Source organism: Stagnimonas sp. FW305-C-60, from assembly GCF_058782965.1.
Genome location: NZ_JBYSYF010000001.1, coordinates 989,301 through 1,014,953, shown reverse-complemented (window position 1 = coordinate 1,014,953; position 25,653 = coordinate 989,301). Strand labels below are relative to the sequence as shown.

At 64.1% G+C, this 25,653-nt stretch carries 24 protein-coding genes; 21 read left to right on the top strand and 3 right to left on the bottom strand.

The window, feature by feature from the left end; translation table 11 throughout:
- The first annotated feature begins 71 nt into the window (after window positions 1-71).
- The 15 genes from AC3WT6_RS04635 (at window position 72) to AC3WT6_RS04565 (ending at window position 16,619) form a co-directional block, all read left to right on the top strand.
- Complete coding sequence (locus tag AC3WT6_RS04635; RefSeq protein WP_492652390.1) at window positions 72-1,373, top strand: nucleotide sugar dehydrogenase; 1,302 nt, start codon at window positions 72-74, stop codon at window positions 1,371-1,373.
- 141 nt (window positions 1,374-1,514) lie between these two features.
- Window positions 1,515-1,940, top strand: coding sequence for a pilin (locus AC3WT6_RS04630; RefSeq protein WP_492652389.1), 426 nt, complete (start codon window positions 1,515-1,517; stop codon window positions 1,938-1,940).
- Between the two features lie 566 nt (window positions 1,941-2,506).
- Window positions 2,507-2,929, top strand: a complete 423-nt coding sequence (locus AC3WT6_RS04625) for a pilin (RefSeq protein WP_492652388.1) — start codon at window positions 2,507-2,509, stop codon at window positions 2,927-2,929.
- Between the two features lie 149 nt (window positions 2,930-3,078).
- Window positions 3,079-5,007: a hypothetical protein gene (locus tag AC3WT6_RS04620; RefSeq protein WP_492652387.1), complete on the top strand. Its 1,929-nt coding sequence runs from the start codon at window positions 3,079-3,081 to the stop codon at window positions 5,005-5,007.
- Window positions 5,004-5,891: a glycosyltransferase family 2 protein gene (locus AC3WT6_RS04615; RefSeq protein ID WP_492652386.1), complete on the top strand. Its 888-nt coding sequence runs from the start codon at window positions 5,004-5,006 to the stop codon at window positions 5,889-5,891. Before AC3WT6_RS04620 ends, AC3WT6_RS04615 begins: the two co-directional genes overlap by 4 nt.
- On the top strand, window positions 5,888-6,949 hold the full coding sequence (gene rfbB, locus AC3WT6_RS04610) for a dTDP-glucose 4,6-dehydratase (protein ID WP_492652385.1): 1,062 nt from the start codon (window positions 5,888-5,890) through the stop codon (window positions 6,947-6,949). The genes AC3WT6_RS04615 and rfbB overlap by 4 nt, the downstream gene beginning before the upstream one ends.
- Window positions 6,946-7,833, top strand: a complete 888-nt coding sequence (gene rfbA, locus AC3WT6_RS04605) for a glucose-1-phosphate thymidylyltransferase RfbA (protein ID WP_492652384.1) — start codon at window positions 6,946-6,948, stop codon at window positions 7,831-7,833. Before rfbB ends, rfbA begins: the two co-directional genes overlap by 4 nt.
- A gap of 333 nt (window positions 7,834-8,166) precedes the next feature.
- The gene (locus AC3WT6_RS04600; protein ID WP_492652383.1) at window positions 8,167-9,462 is read left to right on the top strand and encodes a flippase; all 1,296 of its coding nucleotides are present in this window, start codon (window positions 8,167-8,169) and stop codon (window positions 9,460-9,462) included.
- Between the two features lie 8 nt (window positions 9,463-9,470).
- Complete coding sequence (locus AC3WT6_RS04595; protein WP_492652382.1) at window positions 9,471-10,151, top strand: class I SAM-dependent DNA methyltransferase; 681 nt, start codon at window positions 9,471-9,473, stop codon at window positions 10,149-10,151.
- Window positions 10,152-10,897: 746 nt separating this feature from the next.
- Window positions 10,898-11,719 (top strand): methyltransferase, TIGR04325 family, encoded by an 822-nt coding sequence (locus AC3WT6_RS04590; protein WP_492652847.1) that lies wholly within the window; start codon window positions 10,898-10,900, stop codon window positions 11,717-11,719.
- Window positions 11,716-12,450 carry a class I SAM-dependent methyltransferase gene (locus AC3WT6_RS04585; RefSeq protein ID WP_492652381.1) on the top strand — a complete coding sequence of 245 codons (735 nt, stop codon included), beginning with the start codon at window positions 11,716-11,718 and terminating at the stop codon, window positions 12,448-12,450. The genes AC3WT6_RS04590 and AC3WT6_RS04585 overlap by 4 nt, the downstream gene beginning before the upstream one ends.
- Window positions 12,450-13,442, top strand: a complete 993-nt coding sequence (locus AC3WT6_RS04580; protein WP_492652380.1) for an NAD-dependent epimerase/dehydratase family protein — start codon at window positions 12,450-12,452, stop codon at window positions 13,440-13,442. The genes AC3WT6_RS04585 and AC3WT6_RS04580 overlap by 1 nt, the downstream gene beginning before the upstream one ends.
- Window positions 13,439-14,578: a DegT/DnrJ/EryC1/StrS family aminotransferase gene (locus AC3WT6_RS04575; RefSeq protein WP_492652379.1), complete on the top strand. Its 1,140-nt coding sequence runs from the start codon at window positions 13,439-13,441 to the stop codon at window positions 14,576-14,578. Before AC3WT6_RS04580 ends, AC3WT6_RS04575 begins: the two co-directional genes overlap by 4 nt.
- A 161-nt stretch (window positions 14,579-14,739) precedes the next feature.
- Window positions 14,740-15,561: a hypothetical protein gene (locus AC3WT6_RS04570; protein WP_492652378.1), complete on the top strand. Its 822-nt coding sequence runs from the start codon at window positions 14,740-14,742 to the stop codon at window positions 15,559-15,561.
- On the top strand, window positions 15,561-16,619 hold the full coding sequence (locus AC3WT6_RS04565) for a glycosyltransferase family 4 protein (protein WP_492652377.1): 1,059 nt from the start codon (window positions 15,561-15,563) through the stop codon (window positions 16,617-16,619). Before AC3WT6_RS04570 ends, AC3WT6_RS04565 begins: the two co-directional genes overlap by 1 nt.
- Before the next feature lie 27 nt (window positions 16,620-16,646).
- Here the strand turns inward: AC3WT6_RS04565 and AC3WT6_RS04560 are convergent, their stop codons facing one another.
- Window positions 16,647-17,774, bottom strand: coding sequence for a glycosyltransferase family 4 protein (locus AC3WT6_RS04560; RefSeq protein WP_492652376.1), 1,128 nt, complete (start codon window positions 17,772-17,774; stop codon window positions 16,647-16,649).
- Window positions 17,775-17,862: 88 nt separating this feature from the next.
- Here AC3WT6_RS04560 and pilB point away from each other — a divergent pair, with 88 nt between their 5' ends.
- The 6 genes from pilB to AC3WT6_RS04530 all read left to right on the top strand — a co-directional run bounded on the left by pilB (window position 17,863) and on the right by AC3WT6_RS04530 (window position 23,425).
- A complete protein-coding gene (gene pilB / locus AC3WT6_RS04555) occupies window positions 17,863-19,605 on the top strand; it encodes a type IV-A pilus assembly ATPase PilB (protein WP_492652375.1) in 1,743 nt (580 codons plus the stop codon).
- A 40-nt stretch (window positions 19,606-19,645) separates the two neighbouring features.
- Window positions 19,646-20,893: a type II secretion system F family protein gene (locus AC3WT6_RS04550; protein WP_492652374.1), complete on the top strand. Its 1,248-nt coding sequence runs from the start codon at window positions 19,646-19,648 to the stop codon at window positions 20,891-20,893.
- A 17-nt stretch (window positions 20,894-20,910) separates the two neighbouring features.
- Window positions 20,911-21,768, top strand: a complete 858-nt coding sequence (locus tag AC3WT6_RS04545) for a prepilin peptidase (RefSeq protein ID WP_492652373.1) — start codon at window positions 20,911-20,913, stop codon at window positions 21,766-21,768.
- A complete protein-coding gene (gene coaE, locus AC3WT6_RS04540) occupies window positions 21,765-22,361 on the top strand; it encodes a dephospho-CoA kinase (RefSeq protein ID WP_492652372.1) in 597 nt (198 codons plus the stop codon). The genes AC3WT6_RS04545 and coaE overlap by 4 nt, the downstream gene beginning before the upstream one ends.
- Window positions 22,362-22,454: 93 nt before the next feature.
- Entirely contained in the window at window positions 22,455-23,234 is a 780-nt protein-coding gene (zapD, locus tag AC3WT6_RS04535; protein ID WP_492652371.1) for a cell division protein ZapD, read from the top strand.
- Window positions 23,231-23,425 (top strand): DNA gyrase inhibitor YacG, encoded by a 195-nt coding sequence (locus tag AC3WT6_RS04530; RefSeq protein ID WP_492652370.1) that lies wholly within the window; start codon window positions 23,231-23,233, stop codon window positions 23,423-23,425. Before zapD ends, AC3WT6_RS04530 begins: the two co-directional genes overlap by 4 nt.
- On the opposite strand, the gene AC3WT6_RS04525 is transcribed toward AC3WT6_RS04530, so the two are convergent.
- Both AC3WT6_RS04525 and argJ read right to left on the bottom strand, forming a co-directional pair.
- Complete coding sequence (locus AC3WT6_RS04525) at window positions 23,410-24,315, bottom strand: Nudix family hydrolase (protein WP_492652369.1); 906 nt, start codon at window positions 24,313-24,315, stop codon at window positions 23,410-23,412. The two genes, AC3WT6_RS04530 and AC3WT6_RS04525, sit on opposite strands and share 16 nt — an antisense overlap.
- A 103-nt stretch (window positions 24,316-24,418) precedes the next feature.
- Window positions 24,419-25,636 (bottom strand): bifunctional glutamate N-acetyltransferase/amino-acid acetyltransferase ArgJ, encoded by a 1,218-nt coding sequence (argJ, locus tag AC3WT6_RS04520; RefSeq protein ID WP_492652368.1) that lies wholly within the window; start codon window positions 25,634-25,636, stop codon window positions 24,419-24,421.
- Window positions 25,637-25,653 lie beyond the last annotated feature (17 nt).

Sequence of the window (25,653 nt, the reverse complement as noted above, 5' to 3'; positions counted from 1 at the left end):
GCCCGCCAGGGCGCGCGCCTTTCCCACGCCCTTTGCGGCATGATTCCCGGGCTCCCCTGCCCGCCCGCGCCATGACGCCGTTCGAATCCGCCCTGCTCGCCCCCCAGCCGCACATCGGCATCATCGGCCTGGGCTATGTCGGCCTGCCGCTGGCGCTGCGCTTTGCCGAGGTGGGGCTGAAGGTGACCGGCTTCGACGTCGACCCCGCCAAGCCGGCCAAGCTGGCCGCGGGCGAGAGCTACATCAACTACATCCCGGCCGAGAGCCTGCGCGCCGCTACCCAAGCCGGCTTCAGTGCCACCACCGACTTTTCGCGCCTGGGCGAGTGCGATGCCCTGGTGATCTGCGTGCCGACACCGCTGGGCAAGCACCGCGAGCCCGACCTGAGCTATGTGGAAAACACCGCCGAGGCCATCGCCCGTTGCCTGCGGCCGGGCCAGCTGGTCTCGCTGGAGAGCACCACCTACCCCGGCACCACCGACGAGGTGGTGCAGCCGATCCTGGAACGCGGCGGGCTCAAGGCCGGCATCGACTTCGGCCTGGTGTTCTCGCCGGAACGGCAAGACCCCGGCAACGCCCGCTACGGCACCCACAACATCCCCAAGCTGGTCGGCGGCATCAGCGCCGCCTGCCTGAATGCCGGGGTGGCGCTGTACTCGCGGGTGATCGACCAAGTGGTGCCGGTGTCGTCCACCCGAGTCGCCGAAATGGCCAAGCTGCTGGAGAACATCCACCGCGCGGTGAACATCGGCCTGGTCAACGAGATGAAGCTGGTGGCCGAGAAGATGGGCATCGACATCTTCGAGGTGATCGACGCCGCCGCCACCAAGCCCTTCGGCTTCACGCCCTACTACCCCGGCCCCGGCCTGGGCGGCCACTGCATCCCCATCGACCCCTTCTATCTGACCTGGAAGGCACGCGAGTACGGCCTGCACACCCGCTTCATTGAGCTGGCCGGCGAGATCAACCATGGCATGCCGGACTACGTGATCGCCCGCACTGTCGAGGCCCTGAACCAGCAGGGCAAGTCGCTGAAGGGCTGCAAGGTGCTGCTGCTGGGCATCGCCTACAAGAGCGATGTCGACGACCTGCGCGAGTCGCCGGCACTGGAGCTGCTGGAAGGCCTGGAGGCCCGCGGCGCGGAGGTGAGCTACTGCGACCCCTACATTCCCAGCATCCCGCCGCTGCGACGCGGCCACTACCCGCACAGCGCCCTGCCGCTGAGCGCCGAGACCCTGGCGGCCAGCGATGTGGCGATCCTGACCACCGCGCACAGCGCCTTCGACTACGCGTTGATCGCCGAGCACAGCCGGCTGGTCATCGACACCCGCGGCAAGATGCGCAAGTTTGGCGGCACCGTGGTCCGCGCCTAGCGGCCATCCACGCCCATTGCGGTCGAGGCGCTCCAGCACCGGCCGACTTACAGAACCGTAGTTTCAGCCCGAGGCAAGTGCTGGCACGGCTTATGCCCCCTTCTGCCCGAGGAGCGGCCAATTGGCCGCGGGAGAATAGCTATGAATACGCAGCGCGGCTTTACCCTGCTGGAGCTGATGATCGTGGTGAGCATCATCGGCATCTTGTCGGCGATTGCCATCCCGGCCTATCGCGACTACATCCTGCGCGCCCGCATTCTGGAAGGCATACACCTCGCGTCCGCGGCAAAAGCTGCCGTGGTGGATCACTTTCATACCCATGGCGTCATGCCCGCAGACAACACCGAAGCCCAGATCGCCTCGCCGACCAGCATCGTCGGAAACAACGTCAGCCGGGTTACGGTGAGCAACGGCGAGGTGGTTATCACCTACAGCGGGCAACCAGAAATCACTGGCAAGACCCTGGTATTCGCGCCGACCACGATTGCCGGCTCGGTGCAGTGGTCCTGCACCGGCAGCGACTCGACGATTGCCAACAAATACAAGCCCTCCTCCTGCCGCAATTAGCCTGACACTCAGCACGACTTCAAGGTCCGGCATCGACTGGTCGCATCGCGTCGAAATGCGGCCAATCTGGGCAATAGGCGCCGCATCTCAACAGGCAGATAACAAGACCTCGCCGGCCCGTGACTAGCCTCAGTCAGCCCCCCCGAACTAAGACCACGTCATTCAATAAATCGGAATGCCCTCCACAAAACTTTGGGGCAGGCACGGGATTCCAGGCGGCGCGCCTCGCCAAGCAGAGGCAATATCCGGATGCCGCGCGTGCGCGCGCATGACCGCGTAGCTGAGCTTCGCCACTAATCGGGAAGCTTGAAGGGCCGTTATGCAGCGCCAGGAACAACGCCGGATGTGGGTCGGCCTCGCTGGCGGCAAGCGCGGCAAACACGAAAGCCATGAGCAGAATTGGCAGACGCACATCCACAGCCCAATCTGCCGCAATTTGTCATTTTACGACAGACCTTGGCCATCCTGTCGCGGACTGAAGCCCGTGAATGCCGGCATTTGAGGGCGGCCCAACTATTGCTACTTATTCCTGCGCCCCGCGCACCAACTTTCCCAGGAGACCTCTCATGAAGAAGCAGCAAGGCTTTACCCTGATCGAACTGATGATCGTGGTTGCCATCATCGGCATCCTCGCCGCCATCGCCATCCCGGCTTATCAGGACTACATCATCCGCTCCAAGGTGACCGAAGGTCTCAACCTCGCTTCCGCCTCCAAGACCGCGGTCGCCGAGTACTTCCAGACCAAGGGCAGTCTGCCTGCCGACAACGCCACTGCTGGCGTCGTTTCCGCCGCGTCCATCACCGGCAACAATGTGAAGAGCGTTGCCATTTCGAATGGCCTGATCACCATCACCTACAGCGGCGAGACCGCCCTCAACGGCAAGACCCTCTTCCTCACCCCTTCCACTCCGGACGGCGCGGTGAAGTGGAATTGCACGAGCGCTACCGCCACTCTGGCCGGCAAGTACCGCCCGTCTTCCTGCCGCTAATAGTCGGCAAGATGGCAAAAGGCCCGCGCAAGCGGGCCTTTTTTTGTTGCTTCCAGGATTCAAAAATGAAGTGCGAAGCGCTTAGTCGTATTGACTATTGAATCCAGCCAAACGCACTGCCCAACTCCACCAGAACGATGCCCCATCCTATGAGGCCAGCCGCACATTCACTACGTATTGTTCTGGCCCTAGCATTCCTGATCGCCGCCAGCTTTTTCGCCTTCCGCCCCGGGCTCAGCGGTCCCTTCCTGTTCGACGATATCCCCAACCTTTCCACTCTGGGGGAGCAGGCAGTCGACTCCAGCGAAGGCGCCTTACAGTTCATCTTCAGCAGCTCCGCTGGCCCTGGCGGCCGCCCGCTCTCGCAGGCCAGCTTCCTGCTCGATGGCCTCAACTGGCCAACCGAAGCATATCCATTCAAACGCACCAATCTGCTGCTGCACCTGCTGACCGGCCTGATCGCCTTTCTGCTAGCACGGCAATTGTTGCGCGCCGCCCAGTTGTCTTCTGAGCGCGGCGATTGGCTGGCGCTGACCGCCGCCGGACTCTGGCTGCTGCATCCGCTGCAAACCGCCACAGTGTTCCTGGTGGTGCAGCGCATGACCATCCTGTGCACCGCCTTCGTCATGCTCGGTCTTATGGCACTGCTCACCGCAAGGCAGCGCCTGCTGGATGGCCGCCCTGCCAGCGCCTTGCGCCTGTGCGCGCTCGCCGCCGTCCCGGCACTGCTGGCAGCGCTCTGCAAGGAAAGCGCGGCGGTGCTGCCGCTGCTGGCTGCCGCCCTGGAGCGAACCGTCGCCCCACTGCCGCAGACGGTCGCCGGCCGGCGGGCGCGCTGGCTGCTGCTCTGGCTGCCCAGCGCCGCCATCCTGGCGTACATCACCTCCCTGGTGGACTTTCTACAGCCCATTGCCTGGCGCGGCTTCAGCCCGGCGGAGCGTCTGGTCACCGAAGGCCATGTACTGCTGAACTACCTAGGCTTGATCTTGCAACCGGGCCTGCGCATTTCGTTGTACTACGACAACTACCCGGTGCGCAGCGTAACCCGCGAGGGTCTGGTGGTTCTGTGGCCCTGGCTGATGCTGCTGGGCACCACACTGCTGGCCTGGTGGCAGGGGCGGCGGCGTGCGCCCTGGCTCGCCATGGCGGTGCTGTTCTTCCTCGCCGGCCACGCGCTGGAAGCCAGCCCGGTCCCGCTGGAGCTGTACTTCCTGCACCGAAACTACCTGCCAATGTTCGGGCTGTTGCTGGGCTTGGCCGCCAGCATCGATGGCCTGCTGCGATCACAGGCTCGCCTGCGGGCACTCCCCCCAGCACTAGCCGGGCTGAGCTTGCTGCTGCTGTACACCCTGACCCATACAGCCTCGGGAACCTGGGGAGACGAGGGGCGGTTGTACAACGTTTGGGCGCTGGAGAATCCCGGTTCGGCGCGCGCTCGGCTTTCCAATGCCAATTACTGGGGCTTGCGAGGGCACGAGGACCAGGCACTAGCGGAATTGCAGGCCTTGCTCGCCATCGACCCCGGACAGCTCACGGCCGACCTCGCCAGCTATTACATGGAGTGCCGGCTAGGGCAGGAGTCCACCGAGCACTGGGCACGCATACAGCAGGGGATCGCCAACAATGCCTACGGCTACGATTCCGCCGTGGTACCTACCCTGGAAAAGCTAGTCACCAACATCGAGGCCGGCCGCTGCATCCAAGTTGGCATTGACGAAGTCATTGCAACACTGGACGCGCTATCCGAAAACAGCACCTATGCAAGTAAGGACGGCCGCCTGATCTACAACCAGATCGCGCAGCTGTTCGCCGCACAGAACAAGCCCTCCGAAGCACTTGCGGCGCTGGAGCTGGCCCTCGAACACGAATGCTCCGATACCCTATGGCGAGCCGCCGCTGGCCTGCGCGAAGGGCTGGGTGATATTCCTGGCGCCATAATGGCGCTGGAAGCCGCCCGTGACTGCGATCCTCGGCGCGGTCTCGGCCGCTGGTTTATAGACGATTCCCCCCGACGCGCGGAACTGGATGACTGGATCCGCGAGCTGCGCACAAGACCGAAACCCACTCCGAATCCATGACCGCAGAAACTAGCGTCATCATCCCCGCCCGCAATGAGTCCGCCAGCATCACGCCGCTGGTTGCCGCCCTGCTACGCCTGCCCACCATCAGGGAGGTAATCGTGGTTGATGATGGTTCCAGCGACGACACCGGAGCACGCGCCACGACGGCGGGTGCCCGCGTCATCCGCCACCCGGTTTCGCGCGGCAACGGCGCCGCAATCAAGTCCGGCGCGCGCGCGGCGAACTGCGAGTGGCTGGTGATGATGGACGCCGACGGCCAACATCGGGCCGAAGACGTGCCGCTGCTGCTGGCCCGCTTGGCCGAAGGCCACGACCTAGTGGTTGGCACCCGCTCAGCACAGGCCCATGCCAGCCTGCCGCGGCGGCTCGCCAACGGCCTCTACAACCGGCTCGCCAGTTGGCTGACTGGGCAGCCGATTCTGGATCTCACTTCTGGATTTCGGGCCGTGCGCCGCTCCGCTTTCCTGCAGTTTCTGCCGCTACTGCCGAACCATTTCTCCTACCCGACCACCAGCACCATGTGCCTGATCCGCGCAGGCTACGGCGTACATTTCGAGCCCGTCACCGTGCTATCCCGCACCGCGGGGACGAGCAGCCACATCCGACCGCTCAAGGACGGAGGACGCTTCTTCATCATCATCCTGAAGATCGCCACGCTGTACTCGCCACTGAAGATTTTCGGAACCGTGGCCGCCTCGCTATTCGCCACCAGCGCTTGGTATTACGCCTACACCTATGTCACCGAGGGACGCTTCACCAACGCTGGCGCGCTGCTGTTCACCACTTCGATCTTGGCCTTCCTGATCGGCCTAGTATCGGAGCAGATCACCCAGTTGCTCTACGTCTCGGTAGCGGGCCGAGGCAGCCGGGAGCAGCCATGAAGCTACTGGTCACCGGCGGTTGCGGGTTTGCCGGCTCGGCCTTCCTGCGCCGTCTGCTGGCACGCGCCGAAGCTGCGGTGGAGGTGCTCAACCTCGATTTGCTGACCTACGCCGCCAACCCGGCGGCGGTGGCGGCCTTGGAGAACGACCCGCGCTACCGCTTCGTGCGCGCCGACATCGCCGATGCCGAGGCCCTTCGGGTCGCGTTCGCCGAATTCCGCCCCGATGCGGTGGTGAATTTTGCCGCCGAAACTCACGTCGACCGCTCCATCGATGCGGCCCAGCCGTTCCTGCATACCAACGTGCTTGGCACCCACAGCCTATTGGACGTTGCCACCGGGCACTGGCGGCAGCTGCCCGAACCGGCGCGTGTAGCCTTCCGCTACCTGCAGGTATCAACCGACGAGGTCTATGGCGACCGTGAGGGGCTGCGGCCGGCGACCACCGAGAGCGCTTGGCGCCCCAGCTCGCCCTATGCCGCTGCCAAAGCAGCTGGCGACCACCTAGTGCTGGCCTGGTCCCGCACCCACGGCCTGCCTGTGCTGATCACTCACTGCAGCAACAACTACGGTCCCTGGCAATTTCCAGAAAAGCTGCTGCCATTGACGCTCAGCCGCGCGCTCACTGGGCAGTCGCTGCCGATCTACGGCGATGGACAGCAACGACGCGACTGGATCCACGTTGACGACCATGCCGACGGCGTACTGGCGGCGCTACAGCGTGGCGAGCCCGGCCACGAGTACCTGTTGGCTGGCGATGACCATCTCGACAACCTCGCATTTGTGCACCGCCTCTGCGCCCTACTCGATCAGCGCCGCGCGCCACCGGCGGGTCTGCGCCGTCATGCCGAACTGATCCGCCACGTCACCGACCGGCCCGGCCACGACCGCTGCTACGCGCTCGACGACCGCGCCAGCCGCACAGCGCTCGGGTGGCAACCGGCAGTGGACTTCGACGAAGGCCTGGAGGAGACCGTCACTTGGTATCTCACCGAAACGCGCTGGCGCACCGCCGCCGCCGAGAGGTACGCCGGGCAGCGCCTGGGAGTGGCGGCATGAAGGGGATACTGCTTGCCGGGGGCCGTGGCACCCGATTAATGCCGACCACCCTGGGGGCCTCCAAGCACCTCCTGCCGGTGTACGACAAGCCGATGATCTACTACCCGCTGTCGGTACTCATGCTGGCTGGCCTGCGCGAGATTCTAGTCATCAGCACACCCGAGGACCTGCCCAGCTTCCGCCGCCTACTGGGCGATGGCTCGCAGTTCGGCATCGCCCTGCAGTACGCCGAGCAGGCCAGGCCGGCCGGCGTAGCCGAGGCCCTGCTGATCGCGGCCGACTTCGTCGGCAAAGACAGCTTGTGTTTGATCCTTGGCGACAACCTCTTCTTCGGGCAGAACTTCGTGCCCCTGCTGCAAGAGCAGGCACAGCGCCGCCACGGCGCTTGCGTGTTCGCCTATCCAGTAAAAGATCCACAGCGCTTCGGCGTAGTCACGCTTGATGCCAGCCACTGCCCGGTCACCTTGGAGGAGAAGCCGGTCTCGCCGCAATCAGCGTTCGCAGTCACCGGCCTCTACTTCTACGGCAACGAGGCAGTGGCCGCAGCCGGCGCACTTCGTCCTTCCGCGCGGGGCGAACTGGAGATCACGGCTCTTAACCAGCGCTTCCTTGACGCCGGAACACTCGACGTCGTGCGCTTGGGTCGTGGCTTCGCCTGGCTCGACGCCGGCACCGCCGACAGCCTGCTGGAAGCTAGTCAGTTCGTGCAGTCGATAGAGAAGCGTCAGGGGCTAAAGATTGCCTGCCTTGAGGAAATCGCATTACGCAATCAGTGGATTGACGTAGAGCAGGTAAATGCCCACGCACAACAACTGCAAGGCACAGCCTACGGACAGTATTTGCGAGATCTCGTTGCCGATGGGCCGCCACTGCTGCAGACCTAATCCCACCGTGGCAAAGATTGAATCCCAGGCAAGCTTCGCCCTGCAAACGAGAGAAAAGATTATTTCCGGATGCCCGCCATTCGCGCTCGAACCAGCGCATCTCCGCAAATTGCGCGCTAGTAGCGCAACCGATTGTCTCGGCTCGGCACCAACTGCGGTCGGCCAAGCATTTCGAGTACCACAGCGAACTTCGGTCGGCATGCCAGCCGCCCGCTACGAGAACGAGAGTTCAGAGCCAGCAAATTGGTGGTCACAGATGCATGCTTGCAGGGCTTGCCCAGCATTAGTCGACCAGCGGTCAACTCGCAGTCAACCAAGCACCACCCGAGCGCCATGAAGCATTCTTTGGCGCGGGACACCGCGATCACCTCCACTGAGAGGGCTTTACGCCTTATCGTCGGCTTTGCAACCACGCTTTTAATCGCCCGCACCCTAGGCCCAATACAGTACGGCGAATACGCGGGTGCAATTGCGCTTGCCGCGCTGTTCATCCCACTTGCTGGCGCCGGCACTGATGGCATCTTACTAAGGGAGTTCGTGCGTGGTGAAACTCCCGCGGCAACCGTGCTCGGCACCGGCATAGCTCTACGCCTGTTGGCCGGGCTGGCCGTACTGTCGCTCTGCGCCATAGCGGCGTTGCTTTGGTCCCCCGGCCACGAAAACTCCGCCCCACTACTGCTCTGTCTTGGGGTTACTGCTTGCGTTCAGTCAATCTGGGTCGTAGAGCAGCTGCTCCTGTCGCGGCTGCAAATCGCCCGCGCGGCCGTAGCACGCAGCGTCTGCTTACTGTCTGGACTGAGCCTGAAGCTAGTAGCACTACAAAGCAACTCACCCTTCCTGGGGCTGGGTTTGGCCGGCATCTTCGAGGCGGGCCTGTGTGCACTACTGTTCATCAGGGGCAGTAAGCAGATCGACGCTCAGGTCTTCCCGCTGCACTGGTCCAGCCCATACTTTAGAAAGCTGCTCTCTCAACTGAGCCCTCTCATCTTGAGCGGGGTGGCGGTAGCGCTCTACTCACGGCTAACTACACTGGTGCTGACCCATTTCCATGGCGCCGAGAGCGCGGGTATCTACGCCGCCGCGTTTTCGCTATCGGAGGCTTGGTACGCGATCCCAGTGGCTGTCATGGCAGCAGCAGCTCCCCGCCTTGCCCGCAGCCATGCCAAGGACACAGCCCATTTCGAGCAACAGCTGGCGCGGCTGATCCGCGCGATGAGCTGGGCCGGGCTGATCTGCGTGCTGCTGACTTGGTTAGTCGCCCATCAATTGGTGACCGTAGTCTTCGGCAGGGCCTACTCCATGAGCGCGCCTCTACTGCAATTGCATGTGCTGTCCAGTTGGCTGGTTTTTATTAGCGCTGCTGCCGACCCCTGGTATGTCAATAACAATCTACAGTCCTACGTGCTGCGCAAAACTATGCTGACCGCCGCGCTCAATCTGATCTTGTCACTTAGCCTGATCCCCACTTTCGGCGCGGCCGGGGCTGCACTCACCACCGTAGTGACTTATTGTTTTTCAGCAATAATCGGCAACGCGATTTGGAGGCAAACTCGCCCCCTGTTTTGGCTGCAGATCAGGAACATCCTTCGTCCGTTCCGATCAAAGCCACCTTCTCCGCTGAACGTATAGAGAATTCTGTGCAATACGCCCACTACGGCAAAGCCGACGCCGAGCAGTACGACGAAGTACGGCAACGAGAGGACGCGTGGAATATTGAGCATCGCTACGTTGCCCAACTTCTACACGAGCACCCCAAAGTTCCACACTTGTTGGATGCTCCAGTAGGCACTGGCCGTTTTTTTTCGCTATACCCCAAAAAAGCACTGCAAGTGACTGGGGTTGACCTTTCGGTAGCGATGCTGGAACAGGCTCGACAGCGACTACCCATACAGCAGGCAGACGCGCCGCAGATCGAACTAATACAGGCCGACCTGCTAGACCTTTCCGGCCTGCCACCGGCGCAGCTGGTCATTTCTTGGCGATTCCTACACCTCTTGGATCCGGAATTACTGACGCCTGCGCTGCGCTCACTTACTGGCTGTTTGACTGCAGATGGCTTGCTCGTTGTGCAGGCCTATCATCCACGATCAAATTGGAGGCGATTTAGCGGCCGATTGTTGCGCTTCTTCTCTACTCATCTAACAGGTCGGCGCGCAACACCAACCACGGCGGCCTGGGCTCATATCCGTTCATTTCTGCATTCGCAATCCAAGTTGCACGCCAGCTTTGTCGCAAGCGGCCTGCAGATTCGAAGCCAGACGCGTTTATTCGCCAGTTGGGACTTTGATTGCTGGGCCTACTCTCTTGAACGTGCCTGAGTCGCGTCCGTCGAAATTTCTAGGGGCCGCGCTTTACCAGCGCCGTCGAGTCGATATTGCCGCCTGTGTGCACTACTGCGGCTTCCGGTATGGCCGGGACGAATTTCATCCATACGAGCAATACGCAGTCGGCATTTCTCAACATGTGAAACGCACAGAACTACGCGCTGCATTCATTGACTTTCTGCGCCACTATCGCCCCAGGGACCTAGGCACCGCTCTCGGAGCAAAGCTCGCGCGCCATATCCCTCTTTGGCGGTTACCTTGGCGACGCCCTAGCTCCGTTCTCGGACAAGATGGTTGGTGCTCCAACGTGGAGCAGATACCGGACCTACTCACCCATTTTTGCGAGGCCGGAATTCCAATGCAGAGAATCGAGCAAGAATTCCTTTGGCTTGAGCAGGGCCACGAACGGATGTCCGAAATCGGCTATCGCCCACACCAATACGGCTATATACGGTGCATCGAACTACGCGATGGCGCTGGCAGCACTTATCTGGTGACAGATGGCAATCACCGGCTGGCGGCTTTGCACAGCCTTGGCATAAGGACTGTGGAGATTGAGGTGGCTCGATTTAGCATGGTGAATCTAGATCGTCGACACTCATGGCCCTTAGTGCGTAACGGTATGGTTGCGATCGGAGATGCTGCGGCAATTTTTGCTGCGTACCGAAGGGGCAACCTGCACCCCTACCGCGCCACAACCCCTGCCGCGTTGCTACCGTGAGGACAAAGCCTTGAGCAAGATGACTCTTGCCAGGTATTGGCTACCACCCGCGGTGCGGAATCTCCTTAATCGCCTGTCAGGCCAAACCATGCGATTCTCCGGCCCCTATGCTGACTGGGCTGAGGCGGCCCGCGAAGGGAGCTACGATGAGGCAAGCATCCTGGCCCGTGTCCTCGAAGCAACCACGCTCGCCTTACATACAGGACAGCGAGAACAGGACGGTTCTGTGCGCCCGATCGAGGAGTCAGTCAGCCCTGCATTGGCAGCCATAATGATGGCGGCGGCAGCAGAGCATGGTAGCCTCAGCGTTCTCGACTTTGGCGGTGCGCTAGGTAGCCACTGGCTTGCTTGGCAGGCTTGGCTGGGGCTACTGCCAGCCTACTCGTGGCATGTAGTAGAACAGGCCAGTTTCGCGGCGGCAGGGCGGGAGCTTTTTGCGGGTAGCGCTGATCTGCACTTCCATGACTCCGTGAACGCCGTTTGCCGTGCCGGGGTAGAGATCAATGCTGTATTGGCTTCCGCAGTATTGCCCTATCTGCAGAATCCGCACGATTGTCTTTCGGAGTTGTTATCCGTTGGCGCCCAATTTGTGGTCGTCGACCGCATGCCTTTTATAGACGGCATGCAGGATCTGATTGTGGTCCAGAAAAATCCGCGCAACATAGGTGGACACCGTTACCCCTGCTGGCTTTTCTCCGAAGAAGCCCTCATTGCCACAGCACGAGCAGCGGGCTATCGACCGGTTTTGAACTGGACAGGGAGTGATGGCCAATTCCAAGCGGGCAGTCGTCACATCCAATATCGCGGCCTGATCTTGCGCCGGCAGGAGTCCACCCGGTGATTATTCGTAAATGGCTGCATGAGCAGAGCTTCAACCCCGGAGCCTTCGGTTGGCTGGTGAATCCGTTCTGGCTAGCTCGCCGGTCCCTGCTAAGCGGCCTGTCGGAACTGGCATCCGAACTTAGCGGCAACTTGCTGGATGTCGGCTGCGGCACCCGTCCCTATGCTGCCCTTTTTAGGCACACCCATTACATCGGACTGGAATTGGATACTCCGATGGCGCGTGCGCGTGGTGGGGCAGACGTCTTTTATGGCGGCAGCGCGTTCCCTTTCGCGGACGGAAGTTTCGACTCGCTTCTGTGCAATCAGGTTTTGGAGCACGTACCTGACCCGATTCAGTTTCTTGATGAGTGCGCCAGAGTCCTGAAGCCTGACGGAAAGCTGCTTTTGTCGGTGCCATTCGTGTGGGATGAGCACGAGGCGCCGTACGACTATTTTCGCTATACCCGGTATGGCTTGCGGCAGTTGGCTATGGAATCCGGCTTCAACATTCTTGTTGAGAAGCGACTAACCACTGGGGGGAGCGCATTGACTCAACTGGCTGCGTGCAGCCTTTGGACCAGCCTGCGCCAATGGCCGAACCCGGCACGATTCCTCCTCCGGATTTTCATCTTACCCCCACTAATGCTGTTGGGACTGCTGTTGGCCCCATTTTCACCCAGCGATAGCAGTCTTTACTTGGACCATGTTCAGCTCTGGCAGAAGTCAGCACATGCACGAGGAAATAGCTGATGACAGCACAGGCTCATGGGGATTTCCGCAACCGTCGTGTCCTAGTTACTGGCGGCCTCGGCTTTATCGGCTCACACCTGACTCGTCGGCTGTTAGCGGCGGGGGCGATCGTGACTGTGGTCGATAGCCTGATCCCCGAATATGGCGGCAATCTGTACAACCTCTTGGAAGTTGCCAACAGAATCCGGATCAATATCTCCGATGTGCGCGACCCACACAGCTTCCGCAACATGCTCGATGGACAAGAGTACTTGTTCAACCTGGCCGGGCAGACCAGCCACCAGGATTCGATGGATAACCCGTTCATCGACCTGGACATCAATGCCGCAGCACAATTGTCGATTCTGGAAGCCTGTCGCCGCTACAACCCATCTGTGCGTATCGTGTTCGCCAGTACCAGACAGATCTATGGCCGCCCCGACTACCTACCTGTTGATGAGAGTCATCCTCTGCGTCCTGTAGATGTCAACGGGATTAACAAGTTGGCCGGTGAGAACTATCACCTTCTCTACCAACAGGTGTATGGCATCGCCACCTCGGCACTGCGCCTGACCAATACTTATGGCCCAGCGATGCGCATCAAAGATGCACGCCAGACATTTCTTGGGATCTGGGTGCGTCGACTGCTCGAAGGGCAGGACTTCGAAGTCTGGGGCGGAGAGCAGCTCCGTGATTTCAACTACGTCGATGATGTTGTGGACGCGCTGCTGCTTTCGGTGAGCCACCCCGAAGCAATCGGCCGCGTGTTCAATCTGGGCAGTCCCGAGGTCGTCTCTTTGAGACAACTGGCCGAGCTGCTGCTATGCGCCAATGGTGACGGCGAGTACCACATTCGGGAATTTCCGGCCGAGCGCAAAAAGATAGATATCGGCGACTACTACAGCGACTACAGCGCCTTTGCTGCGCTCGGCTGGCAGCCACAGATTCCACTAGCTGAGGGCCTGTCGCGAACCCTTACCTACTTCGCGCGCCATCTGGAGCATTACCGGTGAACTCCATACCGGTCTGCGACCCCTCAGCCGGCATCCTCAGCCGGCGCGACGCCATTGAGGCGGCGCTGCGGCGAGTACTGGAATCCAACCGATACATCCTGGGCCCCGAAGTGGAATCCTTCGAGGCCGAGTTCGCCGCCTGGTGTGGTCTCCGCCATACCGTTGGCGTTGCCAACGGTATGGATGCCCTGGTTCTGGCGTTGCGCGTACTCGATGTCGGACCAGGCGATACCGTGTTGACGGTGTCGATGACGGCCACCGCAACGGTTGCGGCGATACGCGCAGTCGGCGCCACCCCGGTTCTGGTAGACGTACACCCAGACTCGGCGCTCATGGATCCACAGCGGGTGGCAGAGGCGTTGGCGCGGTGGCCGGCCAGGCTGCCACGGCCCCGAGTGATCCTGCCGGTACACCTGTATGGACAACCTTGCGCCATGGATGAACTGGCGCAGATCGCCGCGGAATGTAATGCCGCCTTGGTGGAGGACTGCGCCCAGGCACACGGCGCTGAATATGAAGGCCGCCGCGTCGGCGGCTTCGGCCGACTGGCCGCGTTCTCCTTCTACCCAACCAAGAACCTCGGCGCCGTCGGCGACGGCGGCGCCGTGCTGACCAACGACGACGCCCTCGCCGCCCGCTTGCGACGGCTGCGCCAGTACGGCTGGAGCGCGCCGCAGTGGGCAGAGGAAGCGGGCATGAACAGCCGACTCGATGAGCTGCAAGCAGCAATCCTGCGGGTGCGCCTGCCAGCTCTGGAGGTCGATAACGCCCGCCGTCGCATGCTCGCCGCGATCTACGACACCCGCCTGGCCGCGCTACCGACGGCAAGCCTCCGGCGCCTACCACCCGATAAGCGTGCGCAGCCGGTGTACCACCAATACGTCTGCCAGACCCCAGAGCGCGAAACCCTGCGCACTTGGCTGTCTGGGCACGGCATCAGCACCGGGGTTCATTACCCGCACCCAGTGCATCTGCAGCCTGGCTACCGAGACGCCGTGCAGATAGCTGTCGGCGGCCTAACCGAAACCGAGCGCATCGCGCGCGAGACGCTGAGCCTGCCCATGTACCCGGAACTGCCGCCTGAGGCAGCCGAACGCGTGGCTCAGGCAGTGTGCGATTTTTTTGCCCGCGGCTAATGCGCCACTACTGCACCTATTTTGACGAGGGCTACCTCAGCCGCGGTTTGGTGCTGCATCGCTCGCTGTGCGCACTGGGCGAGCCATTCCGACTATGGGTTCTGGCACTGACACCAGCCTGCGCAGAAGCTCTACGCGCACTGGCGTTACCGCACCTGGAAGTGCACACGCTGGAGGCGCTGGAGGCCGCAGACCCCAAGCTGGTCGCGGTCAAGTCGGGGCGGAGCCGTGTGGAGTACTACTTCACTTGCTCACCCTGCTGGCCGCGACGCGTGCTGGCGCTGGCACCGGATGCCGACATCGTCACCTACCTTGATGCCGACCTCGCCTTCTTTGCCTCGCCGGAGCCCCTGTTTGAGGAACTCGGTGCCGGCCATGTAGCCATCGTCCCGCACCGCTTTGCGCCGCGCGTACCGGCACGCTTTCAACGCAGCGGCGTCTACAACGTCGCCTGGCTAAGCTTCCGCCGCAGCGAAGAGGGACTGGCTTGCCTCGACTGGTGGCGCGAGCGCTGCTTGGAGTGGTGCCATGATCGCTACGAGCCGGCGCGCTACGCAGACCAGAAGTATCTCGAAGGTTTTGCACCACGCTTCCCCGGCGTGGTGGTACTGAGCCACCATGGGGCCAACCTCGCGCCCTGGAATGTCGACGGCCACCGGCTCAGCCTAGGTACCGATGGCCCGCAGGTCGATGGCCAGCCACTGCTGTTCTTCCACTACCAGGGGCTCAAGGCGGTGGGCGGTGGCTGGTACGACGTCAATTTGCTGCCCTACCGGGCGCAGCTAACGCCGGAGCTGCGCGCGACGGTATACCGACCCTATCTGCGGGCGCTAACCAGTGCTGAGGCCGAGCTAAAGGCACGCGGACTTGCGCCCCAAGCCACCAGCCAGCGCCGAGCTACGGTGCCTGTGCTGCGACGCTGGGCTTCCCGGCTAGCCGGAATCGGCCTAGCCGCGGCTTTTGGCCAGCTGCTACGCGCCTGATGCGTCTGCTGTTCCTCGCCAAGCGCCACCCCCAAGGCCGCAGCCTTCTGGAGCGCCCCTACGGGCGCTTTCACTACCTGCCCACGGCACTCGCGGCGCGCGGTCACCAAGTCACCCTGGCGTTGCTCGGGCACCGCTGCGACCCGCCTGCCGAACTGCACAGGGATGGAGTCCAGGTATGCGCATTCGATATCCGCAGTCAGGGGCCACTGCCAGTCTGGCGCGGCCTTCGGCAGATGAGCCGACAGCAGCGCCCTGACTGGATCATCGGTTGCTCGGACATCTACTACGGCCTTGCTGCAACCCGCCTCGCCGCCGAACTCGGCGCACGCTCGGCCATCGACAGCTATGACGACTTCGAGGCCTACATGCCCTGGGCCTGGCCTTTGCACCGCCTCTGGCGTCGTGCGCTGCGTAAAGCCGATCTGCGTCTGGCCGCCGGGCCTCAGTTGGCGGCGCATCTGCAGTACCTCTCCGGGGCGGCTCCGGCACTAGTGGTACCGATGGCCGCCGATCCGGCATTCCAGCGGGTCGAGCGCGCGCAGGCCCGTGAGCGCATAGGCCTACCCCAGCAGCAACTGCTGGCAGGTTACCTGGGCTCGCTGGCTCGTGGACGTGATGTGGAGACTCTGTGGGCGGCGCTACCGACCGTGCAGGCAGCGCTGCCGCAAACTCGCTGGCTGGTCAGCGGCCGACGCAGCCTACCAACGCCAGCCAATGTCGAGCACCGTGGCTATCTCGCTGACGCCGAGGTGCCGCTATTGCTTTCCAGCCTGGATCTGGCGGTGGTCACCGCAGCGCCGGGGCGATTCGGCCTTGGCAGCTATCCCTCCAAGCTCTACGAGGCGATTGCCTGTGGCATCCCGATGGTCTGCGCCGACTTACCCAATTTGCGCTGGATCGCGGGCGCGCGCGCCCGCTACTATCAGCCGGGAGATGCTCAATCTCTCGCCGAGGCATTGATCGCCCAGCTGCGCTCGCCATTGCCGGTGGCACCACTGTCGGACTGGAACGCGTCGGCCGACCTTCTTGAACGAGCCCTGCTCGACGGTCTCTGAACACAACGGCCGAGTCCACAGCCCCGGTCAGCACTCCAGACGCAGGGCCGCGACCAGTTGCTCCCCAAAACGCGGCCAGGATCGCAGGCGGGTTTCCTCGATCAGACCTGCTCGCGCGGCGGGGTCTGCCACTGCCAGAACCTGGCAGATCGCATCCACCAAACGCAGGTATTGCCCGGCCGGCACCAACTGCCCTCCGGCCGTGTCGCTGAGCGCATCGGCAACACCACCCAGGTCAAAAGCCACTGTCGGTACGCCGCGCGCCGCGGCCTCCAGAACCACCATGCCAAAACCTTCCACGTCACCAGGAATCTCGACCAAAGGCAGCACATGCAGGTCGGCGCAGGCATAGAGCACAGCCAGGCGCTCATTGCTGACACTGCCCAGCAGAGACACCGTGGTCTCCAGACCGGTATGCGCGACCGCCGCCCGCAGGCGCTGCAACTGCCGGCCACCACCGCCCGGCGGCTCACCACCGACCACCAGCAGGCGCAGGCCGGGCTGACGCCGCACCAGCTCCGGCAGGGCCTGCTCGATGAACTCGACCACGCCTTTGCGCGCCACCAGCCGACCTACCGACAGCAGGATTGGGCCGCCACCCAACTCCCGCCGTAGCTGTAGCGCTGCCGCTTCGACAGCAGGGTCTGCCAACGGCATCTCCACCGCCGGATTGACCACCCGGATGGCCTGCTCGGGCAAGCCCTTGGCCAGCGCCTGTCGCCTGGTATAAGCGCTGTTGACGAGAATGCGGTCCACTGCCGACAGCCGGCTGACGAACAGGCCTTGGTACAAGGCCGCCGGATACAGCAAGTCCAGGCCGTGCAGATATACCCCGGTGGGCAGTCCACGCCAGCGCGCTGCCTGCAAAGCAGGCGCCATCAGGCCGCTGCCGCCGAAGCAGAGCTGGTGTCGCGCCGGATCAGCGAACCGACAGGTCAGCAGACTGGCAGCCGGCAGGAAACGGCCGGCACCGAAAGGCAGTTCCGCCAACACCTTGCAGCCCGGCGGCGCCCGTTCGGCAATGCCCTGGGGGCCGATGAGTTCGACTGGCACCCGTTGGGAAATCGCCGTCAGCGCCCGCATCAACAGGCTCTCCATGCCCCCAACCAGTGGCGGCAGGTTGCGGGTTACCATCAGGACGGCGCGGGCGGACATGCGGCTGTGTGCTCACAACAGGGCGGAGTCCAGCTAGTATCGGTTCCGTTGTCTCCTGTCGATAGATCAAGCCCGCTGGGGAATGCCCGTGTCCGCAATCAATCCCGGTGCCCCGGTGGCACCGCAGCCCTATCTCGGTGGTCTGGCCCGGCGGCTGCTCAACGACAAGCTGATCAGCGATGATCTCGCTCGTGACCTTCAGCAGAAGGCGGTGAAACAGAGCCGCTCGTTCGTGGAACTGCTGGTGGAGAGCAAACAGCTCACCGCGGTGCAAGTCGCCGAGGTGGCGAGTGCCGAATTCGGCTCCCCCCTGCTCGACCTGAGCGCCATCGAACTCGACAGCCAGGCCGCCAAGGATGTCGGCGAGAAGCTGTTGCGCAAGCACCGCGCTCTACCGCTGTTCAAGCGCGGCAAGAAGCTGTTCGTGGCGATCTCCGACCCGATGAACGTCCAGGCTCTGGATGAGTTCAAGTTCGCCACAGGCTTCGTCACCGAGGCGATCCTGGTCGAGGACGACAAGCTGGCCAAGGCCATTGAGATCGCCGCCAGCGCGGCGGATACCTCGATGATGATGGGCAGCGAGGACAGCGACCTCGAAAATCTGGAGGTCGCCGACGAGGACGATGGCAAGGAGCCGGACATTTCCCGCTCCGACGCCGACGACGCCCCCATCGTCCGCTACGTGAACAAGATCCTGGTCGATGCCATCAGCCGCGGCGCCTCGGACATCCACTTCGAGCCCTACGAAAAGTTCTACCGCATCCGCTACCGTCAGGACGGCGAGCTGAAGACCATCGCCCAGCCGCCGGTGAGCCAGGGCAGCCGCATCGCCGCCCGCGTCAAGGTGATGAGCCGCATGGACCTGGCCGAACGCCGGGTGCCGCAGGACGGCCGCATCAAGCTCAACCTATCCAAGTCGAAATCCATCGACTTCCGCGTCAACAGCTGCCCGACACTCTGGGGCGAGAAGATCTGCGCCCGCATCCTCGACGCCTCCAGCGCCATGCTGGGCATTGACGTGCTGGGCTACGAGGCGGAGCAGAAGGCCGCCTACATGAAGGCGCTGGAGCAGCCGCAGGGCATGATCCTGGTCACCGGCCCCACCGGCTCCGGCAAGACTGTGTCGCTCTACACCGGCTTGAACATCCTCAACACCGACGACATCAACATCTCCACCGCCGAGGATCCGGCGGAAATCAATCTGCCCGGCATCAACCAGGTCAACGTCAACCCGAAGACCGGACTGACCTTCGCGGCGGCGCTGAAAGCCTTCCTGCGCCAGGATCCGGACGTGATCATGGTCGGCGAAATCCGCGACCTGGAAACGGCGGAAATCGCCATCAAGGCGGCGCAGACCGGCCACTTGGTGCTCTCCACCCTGCACACCAATGACGCGCCCCAGACCATCGTCCGCCTGATGAACATGGGCGTGCCTGGCTACAACATCGCCAGCACGCTGTCACTGGTGATCGCCCAGCGTCTGGCGCGGCGGCTATGCAAGAGCTGCAAGCGGCCGGCCAACATTCCGCGTGCCGAGCTGATCCGCAATGGCTTCAAGCCGGAGCAGCTGGATTCGCCCGGCGCGCAGATCATGGAGGCGGTGGGCTGCGACCAGTGCGACCGCGGCTACAAGGGCCGCACCGGCATCTACCAGGTGATGCCCTTCTCGGACGCCATGGGTCGCATCGTGATGGAGGGCGGCAACGCCATGGACATCGCTGACCAGGCCCGCAAGGAAGGCATCAAGGATCTGCGCGAATCGGCCCTGAAAAAGGTGCTCGATGGCCAGATCGACCTGCTCGAGGCCAACCGCTGCACGGTTTCGGAATAAGCTGTAGGCACAGTCAGCACACCCCATTCGGAACAGGCTCATGGCAACCGCAGCGAATCCCGCCAAAGCAAGCATCAAGCCGGCAGTCAAGGACCACATCTTTACCTGGGAGGGCACCGACCGCAAAGGCAACAAGCTGAAGGGCCAGATGGTCGGCCCTACAGATGGCTATGTGAAATTCCAGCTGCGCAAGCAGGGCATCAACCCGATCCGGGTCAACAAGAGGCTGGAGTTTTTCGGCAGCGGCAAGAAGCCGATCACCGGCCAGGACATCGCCATCTTCAGCCGCCAGATGGCGACCATGATGAAGGCCGGCGTGCCGCTGGTGCAGGCACTGGAACTGGTCGGCCGCGGCAATGAGAACAAGTCGATGGCCGAGATGATCATGCAGGTCAAGGCCGGCATCGAGGGCGGCCTGTCCTTGTCGGAAAGCCTGGCGAAGTTCCCGGCCCACTTCGACGACCTGTTCGTCAACCTGGTCGAGGCCGGTGAAAAATCGGGCGCGCTGGAGTCGCTGCTCGACAAGATCGCCACCTACAAGGAAAAAACCGAGCAGATCAAGAAGAAGGTCAAGAAGGCGCTCACCTACCCGGCGGCGGTGGTGGTGGTGGCCTTCGTGGTCACCGGCATCCTGCTGTACTTTGTGATTCCGCAGTTCGAAGACCTGTTCAAGGGCTTCGGCGCCGATCTGCCGGCGTTCACCCAGATGGTGGTGCAGCTGTCGAAGTTCGTGCAGGCCTACTGGTGGGTGGTGATCGGCGTGGTCGCCGGCGTGGTCATCGCCTTCAAGCAGGCGCATCTGCGCTCCGAGAACTTCCGGCGCTTCCTCGACCGCGCCTTCCTGAAGGCGCCGCTGTTCGGCGACATCCTCTACAAGTCGGCGGTGGCGCGCTTCGCCCGCACGCTCTCGACCATGTTCGCCGCCGGCGTGCCGCTGGTGGACGCCATGGACTCGGTGGCCAAGGCCGCAGGCAATATCGTCTACACCGAGGGCATCCAGCGCATGAAGGACCAGGTGTCCACCGGCACCCAGCTGCAGCTGACCATGGCGCAGTCCAACCTGTTTCCGGCGATGGCGATCCAGATGATCGGCATCGGCGAGGAGTCCGGCTCGCTGGACGCGATGTGCGCCAAGGTCGCCGACTTCTACGAGGAGGAGGTCGACAACATGGTCGACAACCTCTCCAGCCTGATGGAGCCGATGATCATGGCGATCCTGGGTGTCCTAGTCGGTGGCCTGGTGGTGGCCATGTACCTGCCCATCTTCAAGCTCGGCCAAGCCATCTAAGTAGGGGTTCCTCGTCCATGCTCGCGGTCCTGGCGGCACAGCCGTCGCTGTTGATCGGCCTCTGCGCCGTGCTCGGCCTGCTGGTCGGCAGCTTTCTCAACGTGGTGATCTACCGCCTGCCGGTGATGATGGAGCGCCGCTGGCAGCGCGAGAGCCGCGAGATTCTGGGCCTGGAGCCGACCGCTGAGTTACCCAGCCTGAGCCTGGCTAGGCCGGCCTCCCGTTGTGGCGCCTGCGGCACCCCGATCCGCGCCTGGCAGAACGTCCCGGTGCTGTCCTGGCTGCTGCTGCGTGGCAAGGCCGGCTGCTGCGGCGCGCCGATCGCCCTGCGCTACCCACTGGTGGAGCTGCTCAGCGGCCTCATCAGCGGCATCTGCGCCTGGCACTTCGGCTACGGTGCCGCCCTGCCCGGCGCGCTGCTGCTGAGCTGGGCGTTGATCGCTCTCGCCTTCATCGATCTCGACACCCAGCTGCTGCCGGACGACCTCACCCTGCCGCTGCTCTGGCTGGGTCTGCTGCTGGTACTGGCTGGGGTGCCGGTGGCAAGCGTCGACCTCCCCTCCGCGGTGATCGGCGCCATCGCCGGCTATCTGGTGCTCTGGTCGGTGTTCTGGGCTTTCAAGCTCATCACCGGCAAGGAAGGCCTGGGCTATGGCGATTTCAAGCTCCTGGCCGCGCTCGGCGCCTGGCTGGGCTGGCAGGCGCTGCCGCAGATCATCCTGCTGTCTTCGCTGGTGGGCGCGGTAACTGGCATCGCCATGATCGCGCTCAAGCGCCAGCAGCGCAGCGCGCCCATGCCCTTCGGCCCCTATCTGGCCGCTGCCGGCTGGCTGGCGCTGATCGGCGTCGACGTGCTCTCGCTGTTTACGCCATGAGCCTGGCCATCGGCCTGACCGGTGGCGTCGCCAGCGGCAAGAGTTATGTGCAGGGCCTGTTCGCGGCGCTGGGCGTGCCGATCATCGAGGCCGATGACGTTGGCCGTGCCGTGGTGCAGCCGGGCGAGCCGGCGCTGGCCGAGATCGCTGCCCAGTTCGGCGCCGAAATGCTGCTGCCAGATGGCGGCCTGAACCGCCCGCGCATGCGTGAAAAGGTGTTTCAGGACGCCGCCGCGCTGCGTCAGCTCGAAGCGATCACCCATCCCCACATCCGCGCCCGGCTCAAGGCCTGGCGTGACGCCCAGACCGCGCCCTATTGCCTGCTTTCGGCGGCCATCCTGTTGGAGAGTGGCATGTCCGCCCTGGTCTCGCGGGTCTTGGTGGTGGACGCCCCCGAGCAGGATCAGCTGAGCCGGCTGATGCGCCGCGACGGCATCGCCGAACCTTTGGCGCGCGCCATGCTGGCGCGGCAATGGAGCCGCGCCGAGCGCCTGGCACGCGCCGACGACGTGATCGACAACCCGGAGCCGCCGCGCGATCTGAGCGCCGTCGTGCAGGCCCTGCACCGGCGCTATCTGGATCTGGCGCGGTGAGCGCCGGAAAACTATCCGCGGCCAAGGCCGAAAAGCGGTTGGCGCGAGGGCGCGCATCGGCCAGAATGCGAACTGGTTCTCAGTAGCGCACGCGTGTCCGAGTTCACCGACGCCATTGTTTTCGAGCAGCCCCTGAGCGAGCGGGTACGCACCCTGCTGCGCCTGGAATTCCTGTTCCAGCAGCGCCGTCACCACACGCTCGACTCCTCGCCCTGGAGTCTGCGCGCCAGCCTGCAGGCGCTGCTCGACATCATCGCCCTGACCGCCCGCTCCGATCTGAAGAGCGAGGTCATCAAGGAGATCCAGGACCAGCAGACCGCGCTGGGCCGCCTGCCCGGCGTGCTGATCGGCTTCGAGGCACAGGCGGCGCTGCAACAGCTGCACGACGCTCTGCGCGGGGTGCAGCGGCTGTCCACCCATTTCGCCGGCTCGGTGCTGCGCAGCCATGAATTCCTCGACGCGGTGGCCAAGCGCAGTGCCATCCCCGGCGGTGCGGCGCCTTTCGACCTGCCGGCGGTGCACCGCTGGCTGGCGGAGCCGCCGCTGCGGGTGCGCGAGGACTTGAGTCGCTGGTTTGCGCACTTCGCACCCTACGAGACTGCCATCGAAGTCTGCCTGAAGGTGCTGCGTCACTCCGGCCGCACCCAGAATCTCACCGCCCAGGGCGGCGTGCACCTGCACATGCCGCAGAGCGCGCACCAGCTGCTGCGGGTGTCTGTGGTCGCCGACGGCGCGCTGTATCCCGAGATCAGCGCTGGCCGCCATCGCTACAGCCTGCGCTTCATGCAGCAGAGCGATGTCGATACCCGCGCGCAGCAGGCCAGCCGCGACGTCCCCTTTCGCCTGCAGTGCTGCTCGCTGCTGATCCCATGAATCCGCCCCGCATCGGCGCCTGCCCGACCTGCCGCAAATCCTCCTCGCTGGAGCCCAGCAATCCCTGGCGACCGTTTTGCAGCGAGCGTTGCAAGCTGATCGACCTCGGCGCCTGGGCCAGCGGCCGCTATTCGATCCCGGCGGTGGAAAACGATGAGGACGAACCGCGTCCGCCTCAGGACGACCAGTAGGCGCTGATTCCGGCAACCCCCTGGGCGTAATGCGCCTGTGCCTGTTCAAGCTCGGCCGGCCCCAGGCCGCCCAGCGCATAGACCGGGATCGGCACCAGCCCACGCCGCTCGGCGAATCCGCTCCAGCCCAGCGCCGGGGCTCCCGGGTGACTGGCGGTGGCTTGCACCGACCCGAGGACCGCGGCATCAAAGCCCAGCGCCGCCGCGCGCTCCAGCTCGGCGGCGTCGTGCACCGAGGCGATACACAGTTCCAGACCCGGCGGCCTGGCTTGCAGCTGCATCAGCGCTCGGCTGTCGGCATGCCAGCCGGCAGCACCCAGCGCCACCGCCATGGCGGGATCGCGGTCCAGCAACAACTGCAAGCCGGAGCTGCGAGTGGCGGCGATCCACTCGGCGGCGTGGCGGGCATAGTCACCATCGCTCAAGCCCGGCCAGCGCAGACGCAGCAGCGCGCCGGCCGGCAGCCGCGCCAGCCGCGGCAGCAGCTGGCGCGGTTCGGTCGTCGGCGGCGTGAAGACGTAGTGCGGCGCCAGGCGCAACGCGCTGGCGATCGGCGCCACCGTCGGCAGCGCCGGCTCCTGCGCCGCCAGCCGCGCCGGCGGCAACCAGGCGAAAGCCTGTTGCTCGCGCGACTGCGGTTGGCCGTCGAAGGCGGTGACCAGCCAGGTATCGAGCAGCACCCGCCGGTTGCTGTAGTCGTGGGCGAAGCGGATCAGCGGCCGCGCCGCGCGCAGCTCCACGCCCAGTTCCTCGTGCAGCTCGCGCTTGAGCGCCTGCAAGGGCGTTTCGCCGACTTCGATCTTGCCGCCGGGGAACTCCCACCAGCCGGCGGCGATCTTGCCCGCCGGTCGCTGCGCCATCAGCACCTGGCCATCCGGGCGACAGAGCACACCGCAGGCGACGTGGATGCTGGGCCTCTCGGGAGGCGTGTGGGGGGAGGAGTGAGGCGCAGAAGCGCCCTCCTGTTTCGCCTCCCGCCTCACCCCTTACACCTCACGTTCTGTACTCGGCGTTGATCTTCACGTAGTCGTAACTGAAGTCGCAGGTCCAGACCGTGGCGCTGGCGGCACCGCGCGCGAGCCCGACGCGAATACAGAATTCGTCCTGCGCCACCACCGCCGCGCCCTTGGCCTCGACGTAATCAGGATGCGGCTGACCGCCGACGATCACCGGCACCGCGTCGAGCGAGATGTCGACGCGGCTGACGTCCAGGCCCTCGACGCCGGCCTTGCCGATCGCCATGGCGATGCGGCCCCAGTTGGCATCGCTGGCGAACAGGGCGGTCTTCACCAGCGGCGAATGGGCGATGGACAGCGCCACCGCGCGCGCCTCGGCGCGGCTGCGGGCGCCGCCCACTTCGATGCTCACGAACTTGGTGGCGCCCTCGCCGTCGCGGACGATGGCATGCGCCAGTTCCAGGCAGACCGCCTCGACGGCGGCGGCGATCAGCGGATAGTCGGGATGGCCGGCATCCACTTCCGCGCTACCCACCTGGGCGGTGGCGAACAGCACGCAGGCGTCGTTGGTGGAGGTGTCGCCATCGACGGTCACGCAGTTGAAGCTGCGCTCGGCGACCTCGGCGATCAGCGCCTGGGTCGCGGCCGGGGTGAGGCGCGCGTCGGTGCCGATGTAGGCCAGCATGGTCGCCATGTTCGGGTGGATCATGCCCACGCCCTTGGCGATGCCGGTGACGGTCACCTCGCCCTGACTGGTGGCGACGCGACGGCTGGCGCCCTTGCCGACGGTGTCGGTGGTCATGATCGCCCGCATCGCGTCCAGCCAGCCGGCCTCGCGCAGATCGGCGACGGCGGCGGGCGCGGCGGCGACCATGCGCGCCACCGGCAGCTGCTGGCCGATCACCCCGGTGGAGAACGGCAGCACCGCCTCGGCATTCAGCTTCAGGGCGGCGGCGACGGCGGCGGTGGTTTCGCGCGCCGACTGCAGGCCTTGTTCACCGGTCGCGGCATTGGCGTTGCCGCTGTTGACCAGCAGGGCGCGGATCGCGCCGGCGCCGAGGCGCTGGCGGCAGACCTGCACCGGCGCGGCGGCGAAGGCGTTCTGGGTGAACACGCCGCCGACGCGGCTGCCTTCGGCCAGCGCAATCACCAGCAGATCCTTGCGCCCCGGCTTCTTGATCGCCGCCTCGGCCACCCCCAGGCGGACGCCGGCAACCGGCAGCAGTTCGGTGGGTTCGCGGTAGTTGACGGGCATGGGTGCGAAAGCGAAAG